This window comes from uncultured Roseovarius sp., from assembly GCF_963972555.1.
GTDB classification, from domain to species: domain Bacteria; phylum Pseudomonadota; class Alphaproteobacteria; order Rhodobacterales; family Rhodobacteraceae; genus Roseovarius; species Roseovarius mucosus.
In genome coordinates this window covers 163,225-182,363 of the sequence record NZ_CAXAUM010000002.1, presented here as the reverse complement: position 1 = coordinate 182,363, position 19,139 = coordinate 163,225, and the positions used below count along the sequence as shown (strand labels likewise).

Annotated in this window: 20 protein-coding genes; 15 read left to right on the top strand and 5 right to left on the bottom strand. The window is 59.2% G+C overall.

Annotated features, from left to right (window positions below; all coding sequences use genetic code 11):
- Positions 1–3 precede the first annotated feature (3 nt).
- Positions 4–825, bottom strand: a complete 822-nt coding sequence (locus AACZ65_RS02680; protein ID WP_339667786.1) for an ABC transporter permease — start codon at positions 823–825, stop codon at positions 4–6.
- 134 nt (positions 826–959) lie between these two features.
- Here AACZ65_RS02680 and cysQ point away from each other — a divergent pair, with 134 nt between their 5' ends.
- From cysQ to AACZ65_RS02655, 5 genes are all read left to right on the top strand, one after another.
- Complete coding sequence (gene cysQ, locus AACZ65_RS02675) at positions 960–1,757, top strand: 3'(2'),5'-bisphosphate nucleotidase CysQ (protein WP_339667785.1); 798 nt, start codon at positions 960–962, stop codon at positions 1,755–1,757.
- A 1-nt stretch (position 1,758) separates the two neighbouring features.
- A complete protein-coding gene (locus AACZ65_RS02670; protein ID WP_339667784.1) occupies positions 1,759–2,559 on the top strand; it encodes a manno-octulosonate cytidylyltransferase in 801 nt (266 codons plus the stop codon).
- Positions 2,560–2,673: 114 nt separating this feature from the next.
- A complete protein-coding gene (locus AACZ65_RS02665; protein WP_037275979.1) occupies positions 2,674–3,567 on the top strand; it encodes a UTP--glucose-1-phosphate uridylyltransferase in 894 nt (297 codons plus the stop codon).
- Positions 3,568–3,588: 21 nt separating this feature from the next.
- Positions 3,589–4,572 carry a UDP-glucose 4-epimerase GalE gene (galE, locus tag AACZ65_RS02660; RefSeq protein ID WP_339667783.1) on the top strand — a complete coding sequence of 328 codons (984 nt, stop codon included), beginning with the start codon at positions 3,589–3,591 and terminating at the stop codon, positions 4,570–4,572.
- Positions 4,573–4,608: 36 nt separating this feature from the next.
- Positions 4,609–5,640, top strand: a complete 1,032-nt coding sequence (locus AACZ65_RS02655; protein WP_339667782.1) for a glycosyltransferase family 2 protein — start codon at positions 4,609–4,611, stop codon at positions 5,638–5,640.
- On the opposite strand, the gene AACZ65_RS02650 is transcribed toward AACZ65_RS02655, so the two are convergent.
- Positions 5,637–6,230 (bottom strand): HD family hydrolase, encoded by a 594-nt coding sequence (locus AACZ65_RS02650; protein WP_339667781.1) that lies wholly within the window; start codon positions 6,228–6,230, stop codon positions 5,637–5,639. The two genes, AACZ65_RS02655 and AACZ65_RS02650, sit on opposite strands and share 4 nt — an antisense overlap.
- A 30-nt stretch (positions 6,231–6,260) precedes the next feature.
- Positions 6,261–7,181 (bottom strand): FkbM family methyltransferase, encoded by a 921-nt coding sequence (locus tag AACZ65_RS02645; protein WP_339667780.1) that lies wholly within the window; start codon positions 7,179–7,181, stop codon positions 6,261–6,263.
- 158 nt (positions 7,182–7,339) lie between these two features.
- Between AACZ65_RS02645 and AACZ65_RS02640 the strand changes: the two genes are divergently transcribed.
- From AACZ65_RS02640 to AACZ65_RS02625, 4 genes are all read left to right on the top strand, one after another.
- On the top strand, positions 7,340–7,648 hold the full coding sequence (locus AACZ65_RS02640) for a hypothetical protein (protein ID WP_339667779.1): 309 nt from the start codon (positions 7,340–7,342) through the stop codon (positions 7,646–7,648).
- A 70-nt stretch (positions 7,649–7,718) separates the two neighbouring features.
- Entirely contained in the window at positions 7,719–9,107 is a 1,389-nt protein-coding gene (gene ahcY, locus AACZ65_RS02635) for an adenosylhomocysteinase (protein ID WP_339667778.1), read from the top strand.
- 27 nt (positions 9,108–9,134) lie between these two features.
- Positions 9,135–9,629 (top strand): DUF922 domain-containing protein, encoded by a 495-nt coding sequence (locus tag AACZ65_RS02630; RefSeq protein ID WP_339667777.1) that lies wholly within the window; start codon positions 9,135–9,137, stop codon positions 9,627–9,629.
- A 170-nt stretch (positions 9,630–9,799) separates the two neighbouring features.
- The gene (locus AACZ65_RS02625) at positions 9,800–10,141 is read left to right on the top strand and encodes a DUF2853 family protein (RefSeq protein ID WP_037276000.1); all 342 of its coding nucleotides are present in this window, start codon (positions 9,800–9,802) and stop codon (positions 10,139–10,141) included.
- Between the two features lie 59 nt (positions 10,142–10,200).
- Here the strand turns inward: AACZ65_RS02625 and AACZ65_RS02620 are convergent, their stop codons facing one another.
- Complete coding sequence (locus tag AACZ65_RS02620) at positions 10,201–10,677, bottom strand: MarR family transcriptional regulator (RefSeq protein WP_037276003.1); 477 nt, start codon at positions 10,675–10,677, stop codon at positions 10,201–10,203.
- Between the two features lie 245 nt (positions 10,678–10,922).
- Here AACZ65_RS02620 and ectA point away from each other — a divergent pair, with 245 nt between their 5' ends.
- From ectA to AACZ65_RS02600, 4 genes are read left to right on the top strand one after another with little or no spacing between them, the layout of a single operon-like run.
- Positions 10,923–11,441, top strand: a complete 519-nt coding sequence (ectA, locus tag AACZ65_RS02615; protein ID WP_339668012.1) for a diaminobutyrate acetyltransferase — start codon at positions 10,923–10,925, stop codon at positions 11,439–11,441.
- Between the two features lie 50 nt (positions 11,442–11,491).
- The gene (ectB, locus tag AACZ65_RS02610; RefSeq protein WP_339667776.1) at positions 11,492–12,784 is read left to right on the top strand and encodes a diaminobutyrate--2-oxoglutarate transaminase; all 1,293 of its coding nucleotides are present in this window, start codon (positions 11,492–11,494) and stop codon (positions 12,782–12,784) included.
- 5 nt (positions 12,785–12,789) lie between these two features.
- Positions 12,790–13,182: an ectoine synthase gene (locus tag AACZ65_RS02605; protein WP_339667775.1), complete on the top strand. Its 393-nt coding sequence runs from the start codon at positions 12,790–12,792 to the stop codon at positions 13,180–13,182.
- Positions 13,183–13,218: 36 nt separating this feature from the next.
- On the top strand, positions 13,219–14,655 hold the full coding sequence (locus AACZ65_RS02600) for an aspartate kinase (RefSeq protein WP_339667774.1): 1,437 nt from the start codon (positions 13,219–13,221) through the stop codon (positions 14,653–14,655).
- A 213-nt stretch (positions 14,656–14,868) separates the two neighbouring features.
- On the opposite strand, the gene AACZ65_RS02595 is transcribed toward AACZ65_RS02600, so the two are convergent.
- Positions 14,869–15,798 (bottom strand): ABC transporter ATP-binding protein, encoded by a 930-nt coding sequence (locus tag AACZ65_RS02595; RefSeq protein ID WP_339667773.1) that lies wholly within the window; start codon positions 15,796–15,798, stop codon positions 14,869–14,871.
- Positions 15,799–15,872: 74 nt separating this feature from the next.
- Between AACZ65_RS02595 and AACZ65_RS02590 the strand changes: the two genes are divergently transcribed.
- Both AACZ65_RS02590 and polA read left to right on the top strand, forming a co-directional pair.
- Positions 15,873–16,052, top strand: a complete 180-nt coding sequence (locus AACZ65_RS02590) for a zinc-finger domain-containing protein (RefSeq protein ID WP_037276823.1) — start codon at positions 15,873–15,875, stop codon at positions 16,050–16,052.
- 79 nt (positions 16,053–16,131) lie between these two features.
- Positions 16,132–18,936 (top strand): DNA polymerase I, encoded by a 2,805-nt coding sequence (gene polA / locus AACZ65_RS02585; RefSeq protein ID WP_339667772.1) that lies wholly within the window; start codon positions 16,132–16,134, stop codon positions 18,934–18,936.
- Positions 18,937–19,139: the final 203 nt, after the last annotated feature.

Sequence of the window (19,139 nt, the reverse complement as noted above, 5' to 3'; positions counted from 1 at the left end):
GGTTTAGCGCCGCGCTTCCCAACTGCTCGACGCATACTGGCGGGTGTAGAATTCCGCCATCAGCCCGATCATCAGAAGTGCAATACCGACGTAATACGGATACTCAAGCGAGGTCCGATGCGGAAAATAGTTGATGAACACGAAACCGCGCGTCTGGTCGATGATGTGAAACAGTGGGTTCCAGTCAAACATGTTCATCATGAATGTGGGCAAGGTGTTCACCACGAACATCTTGCCTGAGGCGATCATATTGGCCCGCTGATAGATCATGGCAAAGATCGTCACGAAGCCAGGTGCCCATGGCTTGATCGCCAAGAGCACGAGACCTACAGCAACACCTGTGAACCACGCGGTCAGGATCATGCCAAAGGCCTGAATGGGCTGGTAAATGGTGATCGGCACGAAACCCACATGGTAAACGAAAAGCACCACAAAAAGCGATAGAACTTGAATGTAGAGCGAGCTGAGCGCCGCCGAACAGATCGCGATGACCGTGTTCATCGGCGCGTGTTGCATCATGGGAGATGCTGGCCCCTCGGCCCCCATGACCGCGCTCATCGCCTTGATATGGGTGATGTAAACAAAGATGCCGGACATCATGAACAGTAGGAAATCACCACGAATTTTCATGCCTTTGAGGCCAAGCACCGAGAACATGAAGTAAAACGCGAGCACCATGATGACTACGGTCATGATATTCTTGACCAATGCCACTACAGCATTGCCATCGCTCTTGCGGACATCCCGCACGGCGGCATGATAAATCAGCTCTGCAATGGTGATTGCCGAGTGCAGATTTGATCTGGGGCGGGTGGTCTTGAACATGGCGCGGTGCCGCTGGTCTCTGATTTTGTGGTCCGGGTTTCTTGCCGTCCTTGCGAGAGCGTATCATAAGGGCGCAGATATAATCCATCGGTTAACGGCGCAAAGTGGCGTCTTGGCGGCAAAGGAGTGGCGATTTGGAGTATGACAGGCTGATTTCGGTGATGCGGGCCCTAGCGCTTGAAGCCGGGGCAAAGATCATGGACATCTACGAGGCGGATGATTTCGCGGTAAAGGTCAAGTCCGACGCAAGCCCCGTCACAGAGGCGGACGAGGCGGCGGATGCGATCATCTCTGCCGGGCTGCGCGCCGCTTTCCCCGAGGTTCCACTGGTCACAGAAGAACAGGCGACGTCCCATGGCGAGACGGCCAAAACCTTTTTGATCGTTGACCCCTTGGATGGCACCAAGGAATTCATCAACCGGCGCGGTGATTTCACAGTCAATATCGCCTATGTCGAGGCAGGCGTGCCGACCAGAGGCGTGGTCTATGCCCCAGCCAAGGGGCGCATGTTCTACACGCTGGCCGATGGCAGTTCGGTCGAGGAAGAAGGGCCGTTTGCATTGGACACACCCGGTGCCTTGCGGCCCGTTCGGGTGGCGCAACCGGACAATACCGCGCTCATGGTCGTGGCGAGCAAATCGCACCGCGATCAGGCCACCGACGACTACATCGGCAAATACGCGGTCAAGGACATGACGAGCGCGGGCTCCTCGCTCAAGTTCTGCCTTGTCGCGACCGGCGAGGCCGATCTCTATCCCCGTCTGGGGCGCACGATGGAATGGGATACCGCCGCCGGGCATGCTGTGCTGAATGGGGCAGGTGGGCAGGTGGTGCGCTTCGAGGATCATCAGCCGCTCACTTATGGCAAGGCAGATTTTGCCAATCCGTTCTTTATCGCCCTCGCCCCCGGCGTGGTTCTGAAAGGAGCATAAGATGAGCGTCGTCATCGTCATTCCTGCGCGCTATGCCTCGACCCGCTATCCCGGCAAACCGCTGGTGGCCCTGACCGGGGCCACGGGCGAGGCCAAGAGCCTGATCCAACGCTCATGGGAGGCCGCCTGTCAGGTGCAGGGTGTCGACCGGGTTGTTGTGGCCACCGATGACGACCGTATCCGCGCAGCCTCCGAGGCATTCGGTGCAGAGGTTGTCATGACCTCTGAAAGTTGCGGCAACGGCACCGAGCGCTGTGCCGAGGCGCTGGAGGTGATGGGCGGCGACTATGACATCATCGTCAACCTGCAAGGCGACGCACCGCTCACCCCGCATTGGTTCGTCGAGGATCTGATCGCTGGCCTGCGCGCAGATTCCGGGGCAGAGGTGGCAACGCCCGTGCTGCGATGTGACGGTCGCGCCCTCAACGGCTTTCTCGACGACCGCGCAAATGGCCGGGTCGGCGGCACAACGGCGGTCTTTGGCGAGGGCGCGCGCGCGCTCTATTTCTCCAAGGAGGTGATCCCCTACACCCCTCGTCGCTATGAGGCAGAGGAGGAGACGCCCGTCTTTCACCATGTCGGTGTCTACGCCTACCGCCCACAAGCGCTGCGCGACTATGCCACCTGGCCCATCGGGCCGCTGGAAAAGCTCGAAGGGCTAGAGCAGTTGCGGTTTCTCGAACGCGGGCGCGCCGTGCTATGCGTCGAGGTCGCAGCGCAGGGACGACAATTCTGGGAGTTGAACAACCCCGAGGATGTGCCCCGGATCGAGGCGATGATGCAAGAAATGGGCATGGGCTAAAGACCGCTCATCAATACCCTGCCAAATCGCAACATTTCGCGAATTTTCCCCTTAACACGATGCAAAAGACGTCGCTGTTGTGTAAGGTGACCAAAAGTTATCCAGGAGCATTCCATGCGTAGCAAAGTAACCAAGGCAATCTTTCCAGTCGCCGGGCTTGGAACACGGTTCCTGCCAGCCACGAAATCGGTGCCCAAGGAAATCATGACGCTGGTTGATCGTCCCTTGGTGCAATACGCCATAGATGAGGCGCGCGCCGCCGGGATCAAGGAATTCATCTTCATCACCTCGCGCGGCAAAGGTGCGCTTGAGGATTATTTCGACTACGCCCCTCAGCTTGAGGCCGAGCTGCGCCGCAAAGGTAAGGATGACCTGCTCGAAATCCTGAAATCCACCAACATGGACAGCGGCGAAGTGGCATATATGCGCCAGCACAAGCCGCTAGGTCTGGGCCATGCCGTGTGGTGCGCGCGGCGGCTCATCTCGAACGAACCCTTTGCCGTGATCCTGCCGGATGACGTGATTGCCGCGGAAAAACCCTGTCTTGCACAGATGGTCGAGGCCTTTGAGGAAACGCAGGGCAATATCGTGGCGGCGATGGAAGTGCCAGATTCCATGACGAGCTCTTACGGTATTCTCGATATCAAAGAGGATATGGGAAGCATCGTGTCGACCAAAGGCATGGTGGAAAAACCAGCCGCAGGCACGGCCCCCTCGAACCTCGCGGTGATCGGGCGCTATATCCTGACCCCTACCGTCTTGCAGAAACTCAACCGCAAGCAGGCTGGCGCAGGTGGCGAAATCCAACTGACCGATGCCATTGATGCCGCGCGCGAAGATGGCGAGGAGGTTTACGGTTTCCGCTTTCAGGGCCAGCGGTTCGATTGCGGCTCTAAAGCAGGGTTCTTGCAGGCAACCGTGGCTTTTGCGCTGGCGCGCGACGAGTTGCGGGATGAACTTTGGAATTATATTTCGGACGTGGTTCACTCTGAAAAAGCGGCTCAGTAAGACACCACGAAAGGACTACTGGTGACGCATATTCTGGTCACAGGCGGGGCGGGCTATATCGGCAGCCACGCCTGCAAGACATTGGCGCAAGCAGGCTATACGCCTGTCACCTACGACAATCTGTGCACCGGCTGGCAGGACGCCGTGAAATTCGGCCCCTTCGAGCAAGGCGATCTGACGGATCGCGCGCGGCTCGATGAGGTATTTGCCACCTATCGACCCGCGGCGGTGATGCATTTTGCAGCACTCAGCCAAGTGGGCGAGAGCATGCGTGATCCAGGTCTCTATTGGCACAACAACGTCGCCGGGTCGCTGTCGCTGATTCAGGCGGCAGTGGCAGCGAACTGTCTCGACTTTGTGTTTTCCTCGACCTGCGCCACCTATGGCGATCAGGACAACGTACTGCTTGACGAGGGGTGCACGCAGCAACCGATCAATGCCTATGGTGCCTCCAAGCGCGCCATCGAGGACATGCTCCGCGATTTCGGGGCCGCATATGGCCTGCGCCATGTGATTTTCCGCTACTTCAACGTCGCAGGTGCCGACCCAGAGGCAGAGATTGGTGAATTTCACCAACCCGAAACCCACCTTATCCCGCTGATGCTGGATGCAATCGACGGCAAGCGCGCTGCGCTGACGATCTTTGGCACGGATTACGATACGCCCGACGGCACCTGTATCCGCGATTATGTGCATGTCAGTGATCTGGTCGACGCGCATGTTCTGGGCCTCAAATGGCTAGAGGCAGGCAACAGCAGCCGCATATTCAACCTTGGCACCGGGACCGGATTTTCCGTGCGCGAGGTGATCGACCAATCTGCGGCCGTGACGAACCGGGCCGTGCCCGTGGTCGAAGGCGCACGGCGGCCAGGCGATTGCACGCGGCTTGTTTCGGGATCGACCCGCGCCGCGGCAGAACTAGGCTGGCAGCCGAAACGCTCTACGCTCGCACAAATGATCGGGGATGCGTGGCGCTGGCATCAGACTGGACATTACGACAAATAGCGCTGACTCTGCCGCTTGGGGGATCACGGGGACCGCATGGCCACAGGCGAGAGGATCAGCGATCTGGCGATGACCTATCGCCTACGGTGGAAGCGGCGGCGCCTGCTGTGGCGTAGCTTTCGCAAAAGGCGGCAACTGCGTTGTGTTCGTGACGAAACAGCCCAGATCAAACCCGCTGATATCCTCTGCTTCAGCACAGTCCGAAACGAGGTGGTGCGACTACCCTATTTCCTCGACCATCACCGGAACCTTGGCGTGCGGCATTTCCTGATTGTCGAGAATGCCAGCGACGATGGCACACGTGACTATCTGGCCGCGCAACCCGATGTCTCGCTCTGGAGCACGGACCATAGCTACAAGCTGTCGCGCTTTGGCGTCGATTGGCTGACTTGGTTGCAGATGAAACACGGCCACGGCCACTGGTGCCTGACCTTGGATGCCGATGAATGCCTGATCTATCCCTATCACGACACCCGCCCCCTTCCCGCGCTTTGTGAATGGCTGGAAGGGCAAAAGCGCCGCTCTTTCGGCGCGCTGATGCTGGATATGTATCCGCAAGGCCCGCTATCGCAACATCCCTATGAGGCTGGATCATACCCGTTCGCGGCGCTGTGCTGGTTCGATGGCGGTAATTATGGAATGCGGCAAAAACAGGATTTGCAGAACCTTTGGATTCAAGGCGGCCCGCGTGCCCGGATGTTCTTTGCCAGCGATCCACGCCGTGCACCGACCATGGGCAAGGTGCCCTTGGTCAAATGGAACCGACGCTATGCCTATGTGAGTTCCGCGCATGCACTCCTGCCCCGACGGCTGAATCATGTCTATGACACGACCGGGGGCGAGTTGACCTCCGGCATCCTGCTGCACAGCAAATTCCTCAACACCGTGGTCGAACGCTCTGCCGAAGAAAAGGCCCGACAAGAGCATTTTGCCAATAGTAGTCTCTATGACGGCTACTACGACGCGTTGCAGGCAGACCCGGATCTATGGTGCGAAGGTTCGACCCGGCTGGTTGGCTGGCGCCAACTCGAGGCGATGGGGCTCATGTCGCGCGGCGGTTGGAATTAGCCAATCTCGGCGATAAGGGCCTGATAGCGCGCGGTGTAGTCATTGCGCGTCTCGACCGGGGGACGAAGGGTGATGCAAAGCCCCTGCAGCAGCGCAGCATCAGGTTTGCCAAAGAAACGATCCGCCTCAGCCACCGAGAACCCCGCGATTTCTGTGGCCTCCATCCAGGCGCTGATTTTATCGGCCTGCTTGATCTGTTTCTTGATCGCAGGCGGGATCGCGGCGGGCAGGCCAAAGCGGATGTGGATCGCCGCAGCAAGGCGTTTGTCAAGATCGTCATAGCCCGGCCCGACCGCGTTCTTGACCGGGGATATCATGTCGCCGATCACGTATTCCGGCGCATCATGCAGGAGCGCGGCCAATCGCCATTTGGCGGGAGCAGCAGGCGTCAGGCGGGAATAGAGCCTTTCGACCAGCAAGGAGTGCTCGGCCACGGAATAGGCAAAGTCACCCAAGGTCTGCCCATTCCAGCGGGCGACAAAACTGAGACCATGGGCAATATCCTCAATCTCGATATCAACGGGCGTGGGATCAAGCAGATCAAGCCGCCGACCCGAGAGCATCTTTTGCCAGGCGCGGGGTTTGGGCATACGGCCTCCGGAAATGTTGGACGATCCTGCCTAGCGCGGCACGGCCGATTTTGCAAAGCCCTGCATGATCCCCGCCAGAAGAGGCGAGTCAGCGCGCGCGGCAACAAAGTTGTAACCCTTGAATGGATCGCTCTTGAGAGCCCGGATTGTGGCAATGTCGGGCATGGCAGTCAGGCCATTTTCGCTGGAGTAGACACTAAGCCCAGGCTGTGCCAGCAAATGCGCGCTCACCGTGCAGTCCGGATCGCTGCCATGATCCTCGTAGATCAGAACCGATCCTTCGGCGATGGCGCGGGCGGCACCCGAAATGGCCGCAATTTCTGCTCCTTCGACATCAAGCTTGATCAGCGCGGCGGTGCCGGGGGGGACAAGATCGTCGATGGCAAGCGTCGTCACGGTCTCGGTCCGGTCCTGCGCACTCGCTGGGATGTCGCCCATCAAGCGGGCAGAGGCATGGCTGAGATGGGTATTCACAAAAGTCAGCACCTGACCAGACAGCGCATGGATCGCCGCACGGTGAAGCGTGACACCCGGCAGCGCGGAGGCATTGCCCCGCAACCGATCGAATGTCCGCGCTGAAGCCTCGACCGCGATCACGCGCTCAAAGAGCGGCTCGGCGCGGGTTGTCCAATACCCCATGTTTGCGCCGAGATCGCAAAAGAGCGGCGTCGCCCCGGCGGCAGCGCGCAACACCGCATCAACCTCGGGCTCATAGGGCGCAAGATAAAGCGCGAAGCGAGTCCAATAGCCATCGTTGAGGAGGATACGATAGGGTGCCGCCTCGCCGTCATGCAGGATAACCGCATTCTCGGAGTCGAAAAGCCGCCCAAGGCCACGCGCAAACCGGCCATAGAGCCCGCGTGTAACGGCAAGGCGAAAGAGCCCCATCAAGAGCGTGTATTGCAGCCGCGCGGCTGGGCTGGAGAAGGTAAGGCGAGGTGAGGCGATCATGGCGACAGACCTAGGCAAAGGCTGATCCGGGTGCAAACCCTAAACACAAACGCCACACGCGCTTGTGCGCGGAGTTTTAGTGCAACGCGATCCTCGCTTCCCCCGATTGATGGCACGGAAACCCGGCGCACTCGCACGCCAGAGTTGAGAAGAAAGACATGTTCAAACGTCTCTGTTCCATCGCAATCATCTTTGGTGTCGCAGCCCTCGTACCGCTCACCCACGTGCAAACGATGACCTGCCTGCCGCGCGCCGATCTGATTGAACACCTTGAGGAGCGCTATTCCGAGCATCTGGCAGGCGGCGGCCTGCAAAGTGCGCAACAGTTGCTTGAAATCTGGGCGTCGGATCAGACAGGCAGCTTCACCGTCTTTGTGACCCGGCCTGATGGGCTGAGTTGTGTGATCGCCACGGGCCAGAACTGGCAGGATGCCGCACCAACCCACCCAGAGGGGGTGGCGGGCTAATCGCGCATTGTCCAGAGGGGATGCGAGTGCTATCTGCCTTGCAAATTCATCATGCAAGGAGCCACTCCAGATGGCAAAAGATTACATCGTCAAGGACATCAACCTCGCCGCTTATGGGCGCAAGGAACTGGACATTGCGGAAACTGAAATGCCGGGCTTGATGGCTCTGCGCAAGGAGTACGGCGAAGTCAAACCGCTCAAGGGTGCCCGGATCGTCGGAAGCCTGCACATGACCATTCAGACGGCCGTGTTGATCGAAACGCTGGTGGATCTGGGCGCAGATGTTCGTTGGGCGTCTTGCAACATTTTTTCGACACAGGACCACGCAGCAGCGGCGATTGCCGCAGGGGGAACCCCGGTTTTTGCGATCAAGGGGCAGAGCCTTGAGGAGCACTGGGATTATCTCGACAAATCCTTCATGTTCGAGGACGGCCCGAACATGATCCTCGACGATGGCGGCGATGCGACGCTCTATGTCCTGCTCGGCGCGCGCGCAGAAGCGGGCGAAGACATCATCCCGGTCCCCGCCTCGGAAGAGGAAGAAGTGATCAAGGCGCAAATCGCCAAGCGGATGAAGGCCAGCCCCGGTTGGTTCACAAAGGTCCGCGACCAGATCAAGGGCGTATCCGAGGAAACCACAACCGGCGTTCATCGTCTCTATGACCTGCACAAGAAGGGGCAGCTGCCCTTCCCGGCCATCAACGTCAACGACTCGGTGACCAAGTCGAAATTCGACAATAAATACGGCTGCAAAGAGAGCCTTGTGGACGGTATTCGCCGCGCCACCGACACCATGATGGCAGGCAAGGTTGCCGTCGTCTGCGGCTATGGCGACGTGGGCAAAGGCTCTGCCGCGTCGCTGCGTGGCGCCGGTGCGCGCGTGAAAGTGACCGAAGTAGATCCGATTTGCGCCCTTCAGGCGGCGATGGACGGGTTCGAAGTGGTTGTGCTGGAGGATGTGATCGACAGCGCCGACATCTTCATCACCACCACCGGCAACAAGGACGTGATCCGCATCGAGCACATGCGCGCGATGAAGGATATGGCGATCGTCGGCAACATCGGCCATTTCGACAACGAAATTCAGGTTGCCGCCCTCAAGAACCACAAATGGACCAATATCAAGGACCAGGTGGACATGATCGAGATGCCTTCGGGCAACCGGATCATTCTTTTGTCCGAGGGTCGCCTGTTGAACCTCGGCAACGCCACTGGCCATCCGTCGTTCGTTATGTCTGCATCTTTCACCAATCAGGTGCTGGCGCAGATCGAGCTTTGGACCAAAGGCGACCAATACGGCAACGAGGTCTATGTCCTGCCGAAACATCTTGACGAGAAAGTCGCGCGTTTGCATCTTGATCGCATTGGCGTCAAGCTTACGCAGTTGCGGCAAGATCAGGCGGATTACATCGGCGTTGGCACTGATGGCCCGTTCAAGCCGGAGCATTACCGATATTAACCAAATCAGCTATTGGACAGGAGACCGATGTTGAAGAAGAGCTTTTTTAATGTCGGTGTCCTGGCCCTTGGCCTGACACTCGGCCTGGGTGGCATCTCGGCGGCGCACGCCAAGCCGAAAGTCACCGAAACAATCAAAACCTACCCGGTTTCGGCCACCTCGCTTGCAGGGTTGGCGCAGGAAATGGACAAAAAAGGCCCCAAGAGCTATTGGGCCTATACCACGTGGTATGTGCAGTGGACTGGCGACTGCAAATTGAGCGTCACGGTCGACATCATCCTGCCAAAGCACAAAAACCCCTCTAAAATGCCCGCAGACGTTCGTAAGAAATTCGATAGCATGCTGGCAGCACTGACCGAGCATGAACGGCAGCACGGGCGTCATGGTATTGCGGCCGCCGAAGAGATCGAGCGCGCCGGGTGCGCGGGCGGCGACGCAATCATCAAGAAATACAACGCCGTCGACATAAAATTCGACAAGACCACCGACCATGGCCGAAAGAAGGGTGTAACGCTCAACTAGGGTCTTCTTCGTGGTCGATCGCTGCTTTGACAGGGTTTTCGCCCAAGGGGAGGATTAGGGAAGATTTCCCTTTGTCTTCGAAAAATCCCCGGCTATCGTGCCCGAAGCGTCATTTGTGGGGCTTGGTAAAACGATGGGCCGGCCTTTTGCCGGAAAATGGGAGAGAAGTGATGGGAAAGCGTGACGACCTGATCGCGAAATACGCGGATGATCTGCGGAATAAATGCGGGATGGAACCGGATATGGATCTGCTGACCAAGGTGACGATTGGCTGCGGTCCGGCGATTTACAATGCCGATGCCTCGACGGTTGCGGGCAGCCAACCGGCAGAGCTTGAGACGGTCAAGACGAATTTTCTCGTCAAGAAACTGGGGCTGGCCGACAGCCCGGCGCTGATGGATGCAATCAATCAGGTGATCGAGACCTATGGCAAATCCGAGCGCAACAAATATCGTGCGGTGATCTATTACATGTTGACCAAGCATTTCGGCAAGGAAGCCGCGTATCGCTAAGACGATGATCCAATCAGATATCAGAGCGCCCGCCCCCGGCGGGTGTTCTTGTTTCTGGTTCAGGAATGGGTGCGGAAATCACCAGTATCAAGCACCGGAGCCGCATCTATATCCTCAGCGTCAAGCAGGGTGGCGACCCGCTCAAGAGACGCCACAAGCTGCGCCTGTTCCCAATCCGCAAGCGCCTCGAACTTGCGCACATAACGCTGCTGAAGCGCGTCAGGCGCACGGCGGATGGTCTCATGACCTGCATCGGTGATCACGATATTGGTCTGGCGGCGGTCGGTCTGCGACTTTTCCCGCGTCACCATCCCGTGTTTCACCAGTTTGTCCACCAGGGCCGTAATGGTCGCCTGAGACACGCGCATCTGGTGCGCGATGTGGGTTGCAGTGCAACTGCCCCGTTCAGCCACGATCTGTAGCACGCGGAATTGCACCGCCGTCAGCCCCGCTGCGGTAGCGAGCTTGCGCCCATAAATTTCGGTTGCGCGCAGGATGCGACGCAGGGCGATCAAGCTTTGGTCTGTGCGGTCCATCCGAGCCCCTCTTGTAATGGCTGTAATGGTCGCAAAGCTGTCGCTCAATTGCAATTTCATTCCTCCTGAGAAACTAATTTAGTTCGCTAATTAAATATATAGAGCAGTTAGGGTAGAAATTTAAGGGTTTTTATCAAAAATCCACTGTAAACTCTATTTTGATCGGAAAGGTTGATTTATGGGCGGTCTTGTTATATTTAGTTATACAAAGCAAATAGAGAGGTCACTCAGCGATGCGACATGCGATGGAAATGTTTCGGAAAGCCCTGCCAACCCTGCGCAAGCCCTCGTCCGAGGATGGCGCAGCCATTTGGGAGCTGATTCAGGTCTGCAAGCCGCTCGATGAAAACTCGATGTATTGCAACCTGATACAATGCGATCATTTCCGCGACACCTGCATCGTTGCTGAGTTGGGCGGCGAGATTGTCGGCTGGGTGTCGGGCTATATCCTGCCCGATGACCCCGAGACCTTCTTTGTCTGGCAAGTGGCCGTTTCGGAAAAGGCGCGGGGCACTGGGCTTGGCACGCTGATGCTGCGCGGGCTGCTGTCGCGTGACATCTGCAAGGATGTGACCCGGGTGCAAACCACGATTACCCGCGACAACGCCGCAAGCTGGGCGCTTTTCCGAAAGTTCAGCGATCTGAACGACGGCGAATTGTCGAGCACGCCGTATTTCTCGAAATCGCTGCATTTCAACGATCTGCACGACACCGAATACATGGTCACGATCGCCATGAAAGAGCGGATGAAAAAGGCGGCCTGATCCTCAGGCCTCCTGCCCGCCCATTTCCCAATCACATGAAGGAACACGTTATGACGACTGACATGTCAGCCGACCTGGAAATTTTTGCCCGCCGCGAGAGCGAGGCACGCAGCTATTGCCGCAGCTTTCCCACCGCCTTTGTCAAGGCGCAGGGGTCCGAGATGACTGACGCGCAGGGCAATACCTATATCGACTTTCTCGCCGGGTGCTCGTCACTCAACTATGGGCACAACGACCCGGACATGAAGGCGGCATTGATAGAGCATATCACCGCCGATGGGGTCACCCATGGTCTTGATATGCACACCGGGGCCAAGGCCGATTTCCTGCGTGCGTTCGAGGATATCATCCTGAAACCACGCGGCATGGATTATAAGGTGATGATGACCGGCCCGACCGGCACCAACGCGGTCGAGGCCGCAATGAAACTGGCGCGCAAGGTCACGGGGCGGCGCAACATCATTGCCTTTACCAACGGGTTTCACGGCATGACCATGGGCGCGCTGAGCTGCACCGGAAACGCGGGCAAGCGCGCGGGCGCAGGCGGCGGATCGCTCTGCGGCACCACGCACATGCCCTATGAGGGCGCGTTTGGATCGGATGTGGACAGCCTTCGTATTATCGAGGAAATGCTGGGCAACCCATCAAGCGGCGTCGATGCGCCTGCCGCCTTTATCATCGAGCCGGTGCAGGGCGAGGGCGGGCTGAATGCCGCCTCCACCGCCTTCATGCAGGGGGTCGCCCGGCTGGCCAAAGAGCATGGCGCGCTGCTGATCGTCGATGACATTCAGGCCGGATGCGGGCGCACCGGCACCTTCTTCAGCTTTGAAGAGATGGGCATCGAGCCGGATCTCATCCCGATGGCCAAGAGCTTTTCGGGGATGGGCCTGCCCTTTGCCACGCTGCTGATCAAGCCCGAGCATGACATCTGGGGCCCAGCCGAGCATAACGGCACCTTCCGCGGCAACACCCATGCCTTTGTCACCGCACGTGTGGCGATCGAAAAATTCTGGGCGGATGATGCGTTCCAGAAATCTATCGCCGCCAAGTCTGAAATCTTGCGCGATGCACTTATACGGATCGCCGATGGTATTCCCGGCGCCCGCCCCAAGGGGCGTGGCATGATGCAGGGGGTCGATGTGGGGGATGGCGCACTTGCCTCGGCCATCTGTGCCCGAGCCTTTGAAAAGGGGCTTATCATAGAGACCTCGGGCGCCCATGATGAGGTGGTCAAAGTGCTTGCCGCCCTGACAACGCCTGAGGCAACCCTGAAAAAGGGATTGGACATCCTCGAAGCGGCGGCGCGTGAGGTGACACAGACACAGAAACTTGCAGCGGAGTAACAGGAATGATCGTAAGAGACTTCAACAAGATCATCGAAGAAGAGCGCGGACGCGTCGTATCGGACGCGCAATGGTCGAGTGTGCGGATGCTTCTGGCCGACGACGGGATGGGGTTTTCCTTCCACATCACGTTCCTCGAGCCCGGTTCGGAACATACGTTCGAATACAAAAACCACTTTGAGAGCGTCTATTGCATGCAGGGCAAAGGCTCGATCACCGATATCGCCACGGGCGAGACGCATGATATCAAGCCAGGCGTCATGTATGCGCTCGACAAGCATGATCGCCACATCCTGCGCGCCGAAGAAGAGCTGGTCATGGCCTGCTGCTTCAACCCGCCGGTGACAGGCAAAGAGGTGCATCAGGCCGATGGCTCTTACGCGCTGGAAAGCGCCTGACAAGAGGGTCCGGGCAGCAGCCCGGATAAGAGGAATATGACATTTCCAGATCACACCGTTGAAAAGATCGGCGGCACATCCATGAGCCGTGTAAACGAGCTTCTCGACACACTCTTTATCGGCTCCCGTGAGGGCGATGCGCTCTATCACCGTATCTTTGTGGTCTCGGCCTTTGGCGGGATCACCAACAAGCTGTTGGAGCATAAGAAATCCGGCACGCCGGGGGTCTATGCGCGCTTCGCCAACGGGGATGACGATCACGGCTGGCTGGACGCTTTGACCGAGGTGGGCCACGCAATGCGCGAAGCGCATCGCGACATCCTCGACAATCCCGGCGACCGCAGCATGGCGGACGAGTTCGTGCGCGAGCGGATCGAAGGCGCGCGCTCGTGCCTCTTCGATCTGCAACGGCTGTGCTCCTACGGTCATTTCCGCCTGAGCGATCACATGCTGGTCATCCGCGAATTGTTGTCTGGTCTGGGCGAATCCCATTCGGCCTTTGTCACCACGCTTCTGTTGCAGCGGGCTGGCGTGAATGCGCGGTTCATCGACCTCAGCGGTTGGCGCGACGAGAGCGAGCACAGCCTGTCCGAACGCATCGCGGCAGGCCTACAAGACGTGGACCTGTCCAGCGAAATGCCGATTGTCACCGGCTATGCCCAATGCACCGAAGGGCTCATGCGCGAATTCGACCGGGGCTATTCCGAGGTGACATTCGCCACTATCGCTGCCTACACGAGCGCGAAAGAGGCGATCATCCACAAGGAATTCCACCTGTCCTCTGCCGATCCCAAGCTGGTGGGCGAAGAGGCGGTGCGCAAGCTGGGCCATACCAATTATGACGTCGCGGATCAGCTCTCGAATCTCGGGATGGAGGCGATCCATCCCAAGGCGGCCAAGACCCTGCGGCAGGCGGATGTTGCACTTCGGGTGACGAATGCCTTTGATCCCGGCGATCCGGGAACGCTGATCGACGATCAGCCGACCGATACCCCAAGTGTCGAGATCGTGACTGGCCTCAAAGTCGTGGCGCTGGAACTCTTCGAACAGGATATGGTGGGCGTCAAAGGCTATGACGCGGCCATTCTCGAGGCGCTCAAGCGGCACAATGTCTGGATCGTGTCCAAGACTTCGAACGCCAATACGATCACCCACTATGTTCAGGCATCGCTCAAGGTTGTCCGGCGCGTGGCGCGCGATCTCGAAGAGATTTACCCCTCGGCCAAGGTCTCGGCCCGCACGCTATCGCTCGTGTCGCCCATCGGGCGTGATTTGAGCGGTCTGCGCGTGCTGAGCCGGGGTCTCGCGGCGCTGGAAGAGGCTGGCATCGAGGTGATCGCCGCGCATCAGACTCCGCGCAGCGTGGATGTCCAATTCGTCCTTGCCGCAAAAGAGATGGAGGCGGGTATCACCGCACTGCACCGGGCGCTGATCGAAAGCACGGTGGCGCAACTCCCTAGAAAGGCCGCCTGAGCGCGGCCGATTCACCGGGTGCGCTGAGCACAATTTGAAACGAATGCGCGGCAGTCTCTGTTTGGAGAGGCCGCGCATTTCGCGTATGATGGGATTGTTAGGGCCAGTATGGCCGAGACCTGATCAAGTTACACGTGTGGTGCGTAGGGAGCACGTGGGGAACGGAGGGTGTCGGCATAGGCTGGCATCCTCCGTTTGGGTCCTTCACAGGCGCTATCTGCTCCGCGTCAGTTCCAGAAACACATCCTGCAAATCCGCCTGTTCGGTTTTCACATCGCGGATGGTGATTCCTGCGGCACGGACAGCGGCAAGCACAGCTTCGGCAGGCGTCGCCCCGGATTTGTAGGAAATCGCCAGCGCGCCATCGCTGCGCCGCGTGACCGTAAGACCCTCACCCTCTGGCAGAAGCTCCGTAGGTTTGTCGGGCTGAATGATCATCGTCTTGGCATCCAGCCGGCCCAAGAGATTGGCGGTGCTGTCGCGCGCCACGACCTCGCCCAGATTGATGATTGCGATCTCGTCGCACATTTCCTCGGCCTCTTCGAGGTAATGCGTGGTCAGAATGATGGTCATGCCCTGCTGGTTCAGCCGCCGCACATTTTCCCACAGCATCTGACGCAATTCGATGTCAACGCCGGCGGTCGGTTCGTCCAGAACAAGGATATGCGGATGATGCACCAACGCCTTGCCCAGCAAAAGCCTGCGCCGCATGCCACCAGACAGCGTGCGCGCATAGGCCTCGGCCTTGTCCTCTAGCCCGATGAGGCGCAGAATTTCGTCGCTGCGCCGTTCGCGCCTGGGCACGCCGTAAAGCCCCGCCTGCACTTCGAGCGCGCCGCGTGGCGTGAAGAACGGATCGAGGTTCAGTTCCTGCGGCATGACTCCGATCGAGGCGCGGCTCTGACGCGGGTTGCGGTCCTGGTCAAAGCCCCAGATCGTCACCTGCCCCGCGGTTTTGACCACCAATCCCGCCAGAATGTTGATCAGTGTCGATTTGCCCGCGCCATTCGGCCCCAACAGGCCAAAAACAGACCCCTGCGGCACGTCAAGGTCGATCCCTTTGAGCGCCTGTTTGGCCGGGCTGTTGCGCCCCCCGCCATAAGTCTTGGTCAATCCGCGGATTTCAATGGCATTGGACGCCATGCTGCTCTTGCCCCTCGGCTTGTGTTCACTCATATTCGCACCTAGTGGAAAGCACGGCAAAAGGAAACGCCCCGATGGTAACGCAGGCCCCGGAAACCCGCATTGTGGACAGCTATCGCGTCGCCTGCGACGGGGGCGAGGGTGCCTTGGGCCATCCCCGCGTCTGGCTGCAGATCCCTCATGAGACGGGATTTGTCGAATGTCCCTATTGCGATGCCAAGCTGGTCCACAAGGATTTCGAGGGCAAGGTCTGAGCCATCGACCGGGCGCCCGGATCGGGCGTTGGGATATGAGTATTTACGCCAAGAAGAAGCCTGATCGGGAGGGCAATCCATGTCATTCGGAAAAGGCTGTCATCTGCATCTGATCGACGGCTCGTCGTTCATCTTTCGCGCCTATCATGCGCTGCCGCCGCTCACCCGCAAATCCGACGGGCTGCCCATCGGGGCGGTGTCTGGCTTTTGCAACATGCTGCAACGCTATGTCGAGGGCAACAACGGCCATGACGCGCCCACGCATGTGGCGGTGATCTTTGACAAGGGCAGCTATACGTTCCGAAACGAGCTCTACCCCGATTACAAGGCCAACCGAGAGGCGATGCCCGAAGATCTGCGCCCGCAGATTCCACTGACGCGTGAGGCCACGCGCGCCTTCAACATCGCCTGCGAGGAAAAAGAGGGATTTGAGGCCGATGACATCATCGCCACGCTCGCCTGTCAGGCGCGCGATCTGGGTGGACGGGTCACGATCATCAGCTCTGACAAGGACCTGATGCAGCTTGTCGGCGACGGGGTCGAGATGCTGGATGCGATGAAGAACCGGCGCATTGATGTCGAGGGCGTGCGCGAGAAGTTCGGCGTGGCCCCGGACCGGGTGGTCGATGTGCAAGCCTTGGCCGGGGACAGCGTCGACAACGTGCCCGGGGCGCCGGGGATCGGGATCAAGACGGCGGCGCTCTTGATCAACGAGTTCGGCTCGCTTGAGGCGCTGCTCGACCGCGCCGAAGAAATCAAACAGCCCAAGCGGCGCGATACACTTATTGAAAAGCGCGCGCAGATCGAGATGTCCAAGCGCCTGGTGCAGCTGGATTGCAAGACACCGCTCGACTTTACGCTCGACGACCTCGAAGTCCGCGATCCCGATCCCGAGGTCTTGTTGGGTTTTCTGGCGCAGATGGAGTTTCGCACCCTGTCGAAACGCATTGCCGAGGCCTTGGGCAAGGAGGCTCCGACCATTCCCGAGCCTGTCGCGCGACCCTCGGATGACACGCCCGAACAAACTGCCGATTGGCCCGCAATAGAGCCTGATACATACCACTGTGTGTCGGATCGCGCAGCGCTGGACGCCTGGATCGCCACCATCCGCGCCCAAGGTTATGTCGCCTTCGATACCGAGACCACCTCGCTCAACGAGATGCAGGCCGAACTGGTAGGAATTTCGCTGGCCACGGCACCGGGCCAGGCCTGTTACATCCCGCTGGCGCACAAGGACGGGACGGCGGATGACCTCTTTGGCTCGGACAAGCGGGCCGAGGGGCAATTGCCGCTGGAGGAGGTTCTGAAGGCCCTCAAACCCGTGCTCGAGGATGAGGCCATCCTCAAGATCGGGCAGAACATGAAATATGACGCCAAGATCCTGGCCGCCCATGGCATCACCGTGGCCCCCATCGACGACACCATGCTGATGTCCTACGCGCTGCATGCCGGTCTGCATGGGCATAGCATGGACACACTCTCGGAGCGCTATCTGAGCCATAGTCCGATTCCGATCAAATCCCTGCTGGGCAGCGGCAAATCCGCCGTCACCTTTGACCGCGTGCCGGTCGCCGAGGCGGTCAAATATGCCGCCGAGGATGCCGATATCACGCTGCGCCTCTGGCTGACGTTCAAGCCGCAATTGCACCGTGCCCAGGTCACCACCGTCTACGAGACGCTGGAGCGCCCGTTGGTGCCGGTTCTGGCGCGGATGGAGCGGCACGGCGTCTTGGTCGACCGCGACACGCTGCGCGCCATGTCGGGCAAGTTCGCGCAGAAGATGGCAGCGCTCGAATCCGAGATTCACGAATTGGCGGGGCGCAGCTTCAACGTCGGATCACCCAAACAGTTGGGCGAAATCCTCTTTGACGAAATGGGCTTGCCGGGCGGGGAGAAGGGCAAGACAGGCGCCTATGCCACCGGCGCCGACGTGCTGGAGGATCTGGCAACCGAGCATGATCTGCCGGCGCGCGTGCTGGACTGGCGGCAGTTGAGCAAGCTCAAGTCCACCTACACCGACGCGCTTCAGGATCACATCGACCCGGACACAGGCCGGGTGCACACCTCCTATCTGCAAACCGGGGCCAGCACGGGGCGGTTTTCGTCATCCGATCCCAATCTGCAGAATATCCCCGTGCGCAGCGAAGAGGGGCGGCGCATCCGCGAGGCCTTTGTCGCCGCGCCCGGCAACCGGCTGGTCAGTCTCGATTACAGCCAGATCGAGCTTCGAATTCTGGCGCATATCGCAGGAATAGAGACACTCAAGCAAGCGTTCCGCGACGGGCATGACATCCACGCCATGACCGCGTCAGAGATGTTCAACGTGCCGCTTGACCAGATGACGCCCGAGATTCGGCGGCAGGCCAAGGCGATCAATTTCGGGGTGATCTATGGCATCTCCGGCTTTGGTCTTGCGCGCAATCTGCGCATCCCCAGAGGCGAGGCGCAGGGATTCATCGACCGCTACTTCGAACGGTTTCCGGGCATCAAGGATTACATGGACGCCACCATCGCCTTTGCCAAGGATCACGGCTATGTCCAGACACTGTTCGGGCGGAAAATCCATACGCCCGAGATTGCCGCCAAGGGCCCGCGCGCCGGCTTCGCCCGCCGCGCCGCGATCAATGCGCCGATTCAGGGAACGGCGGCGGACATCATCCGCCGCGCCATGATCCGCATGCCCGAAGCGATCGAGGGGTTGCCTTGCAAGATGCTGTTGCAGGTTCATGACGAATTGATTTTCGAAGTGGCCGAGGACAGCGTAGATCGCTTGATCGACGTCGCGCGTGCCGTGATGCAAGGGGCCGCGGACCCGGCGGTGCATCTCGATGTGCCCCTAGTGGTGGATGCGGGCCATGGCAAGAATTGGGCCGAGGCGCATTAAAACTGCGCTTTAATGCCGAGAATCAAGTAATTTTCCGACAGAAGCAATCCGCAAGAGGATAGCGGAGCTCAGGCGAGGCTGCTTGCTCTATGCCCCCAAGGCGGTGTTCGTCGCCATGTTCGATCCGGGGGCAATGACCATTGTATGTCGCAATGTTTGCCATAAATTCACCGCCACTTGGTGTGCCCGGTTTCGATCCATTT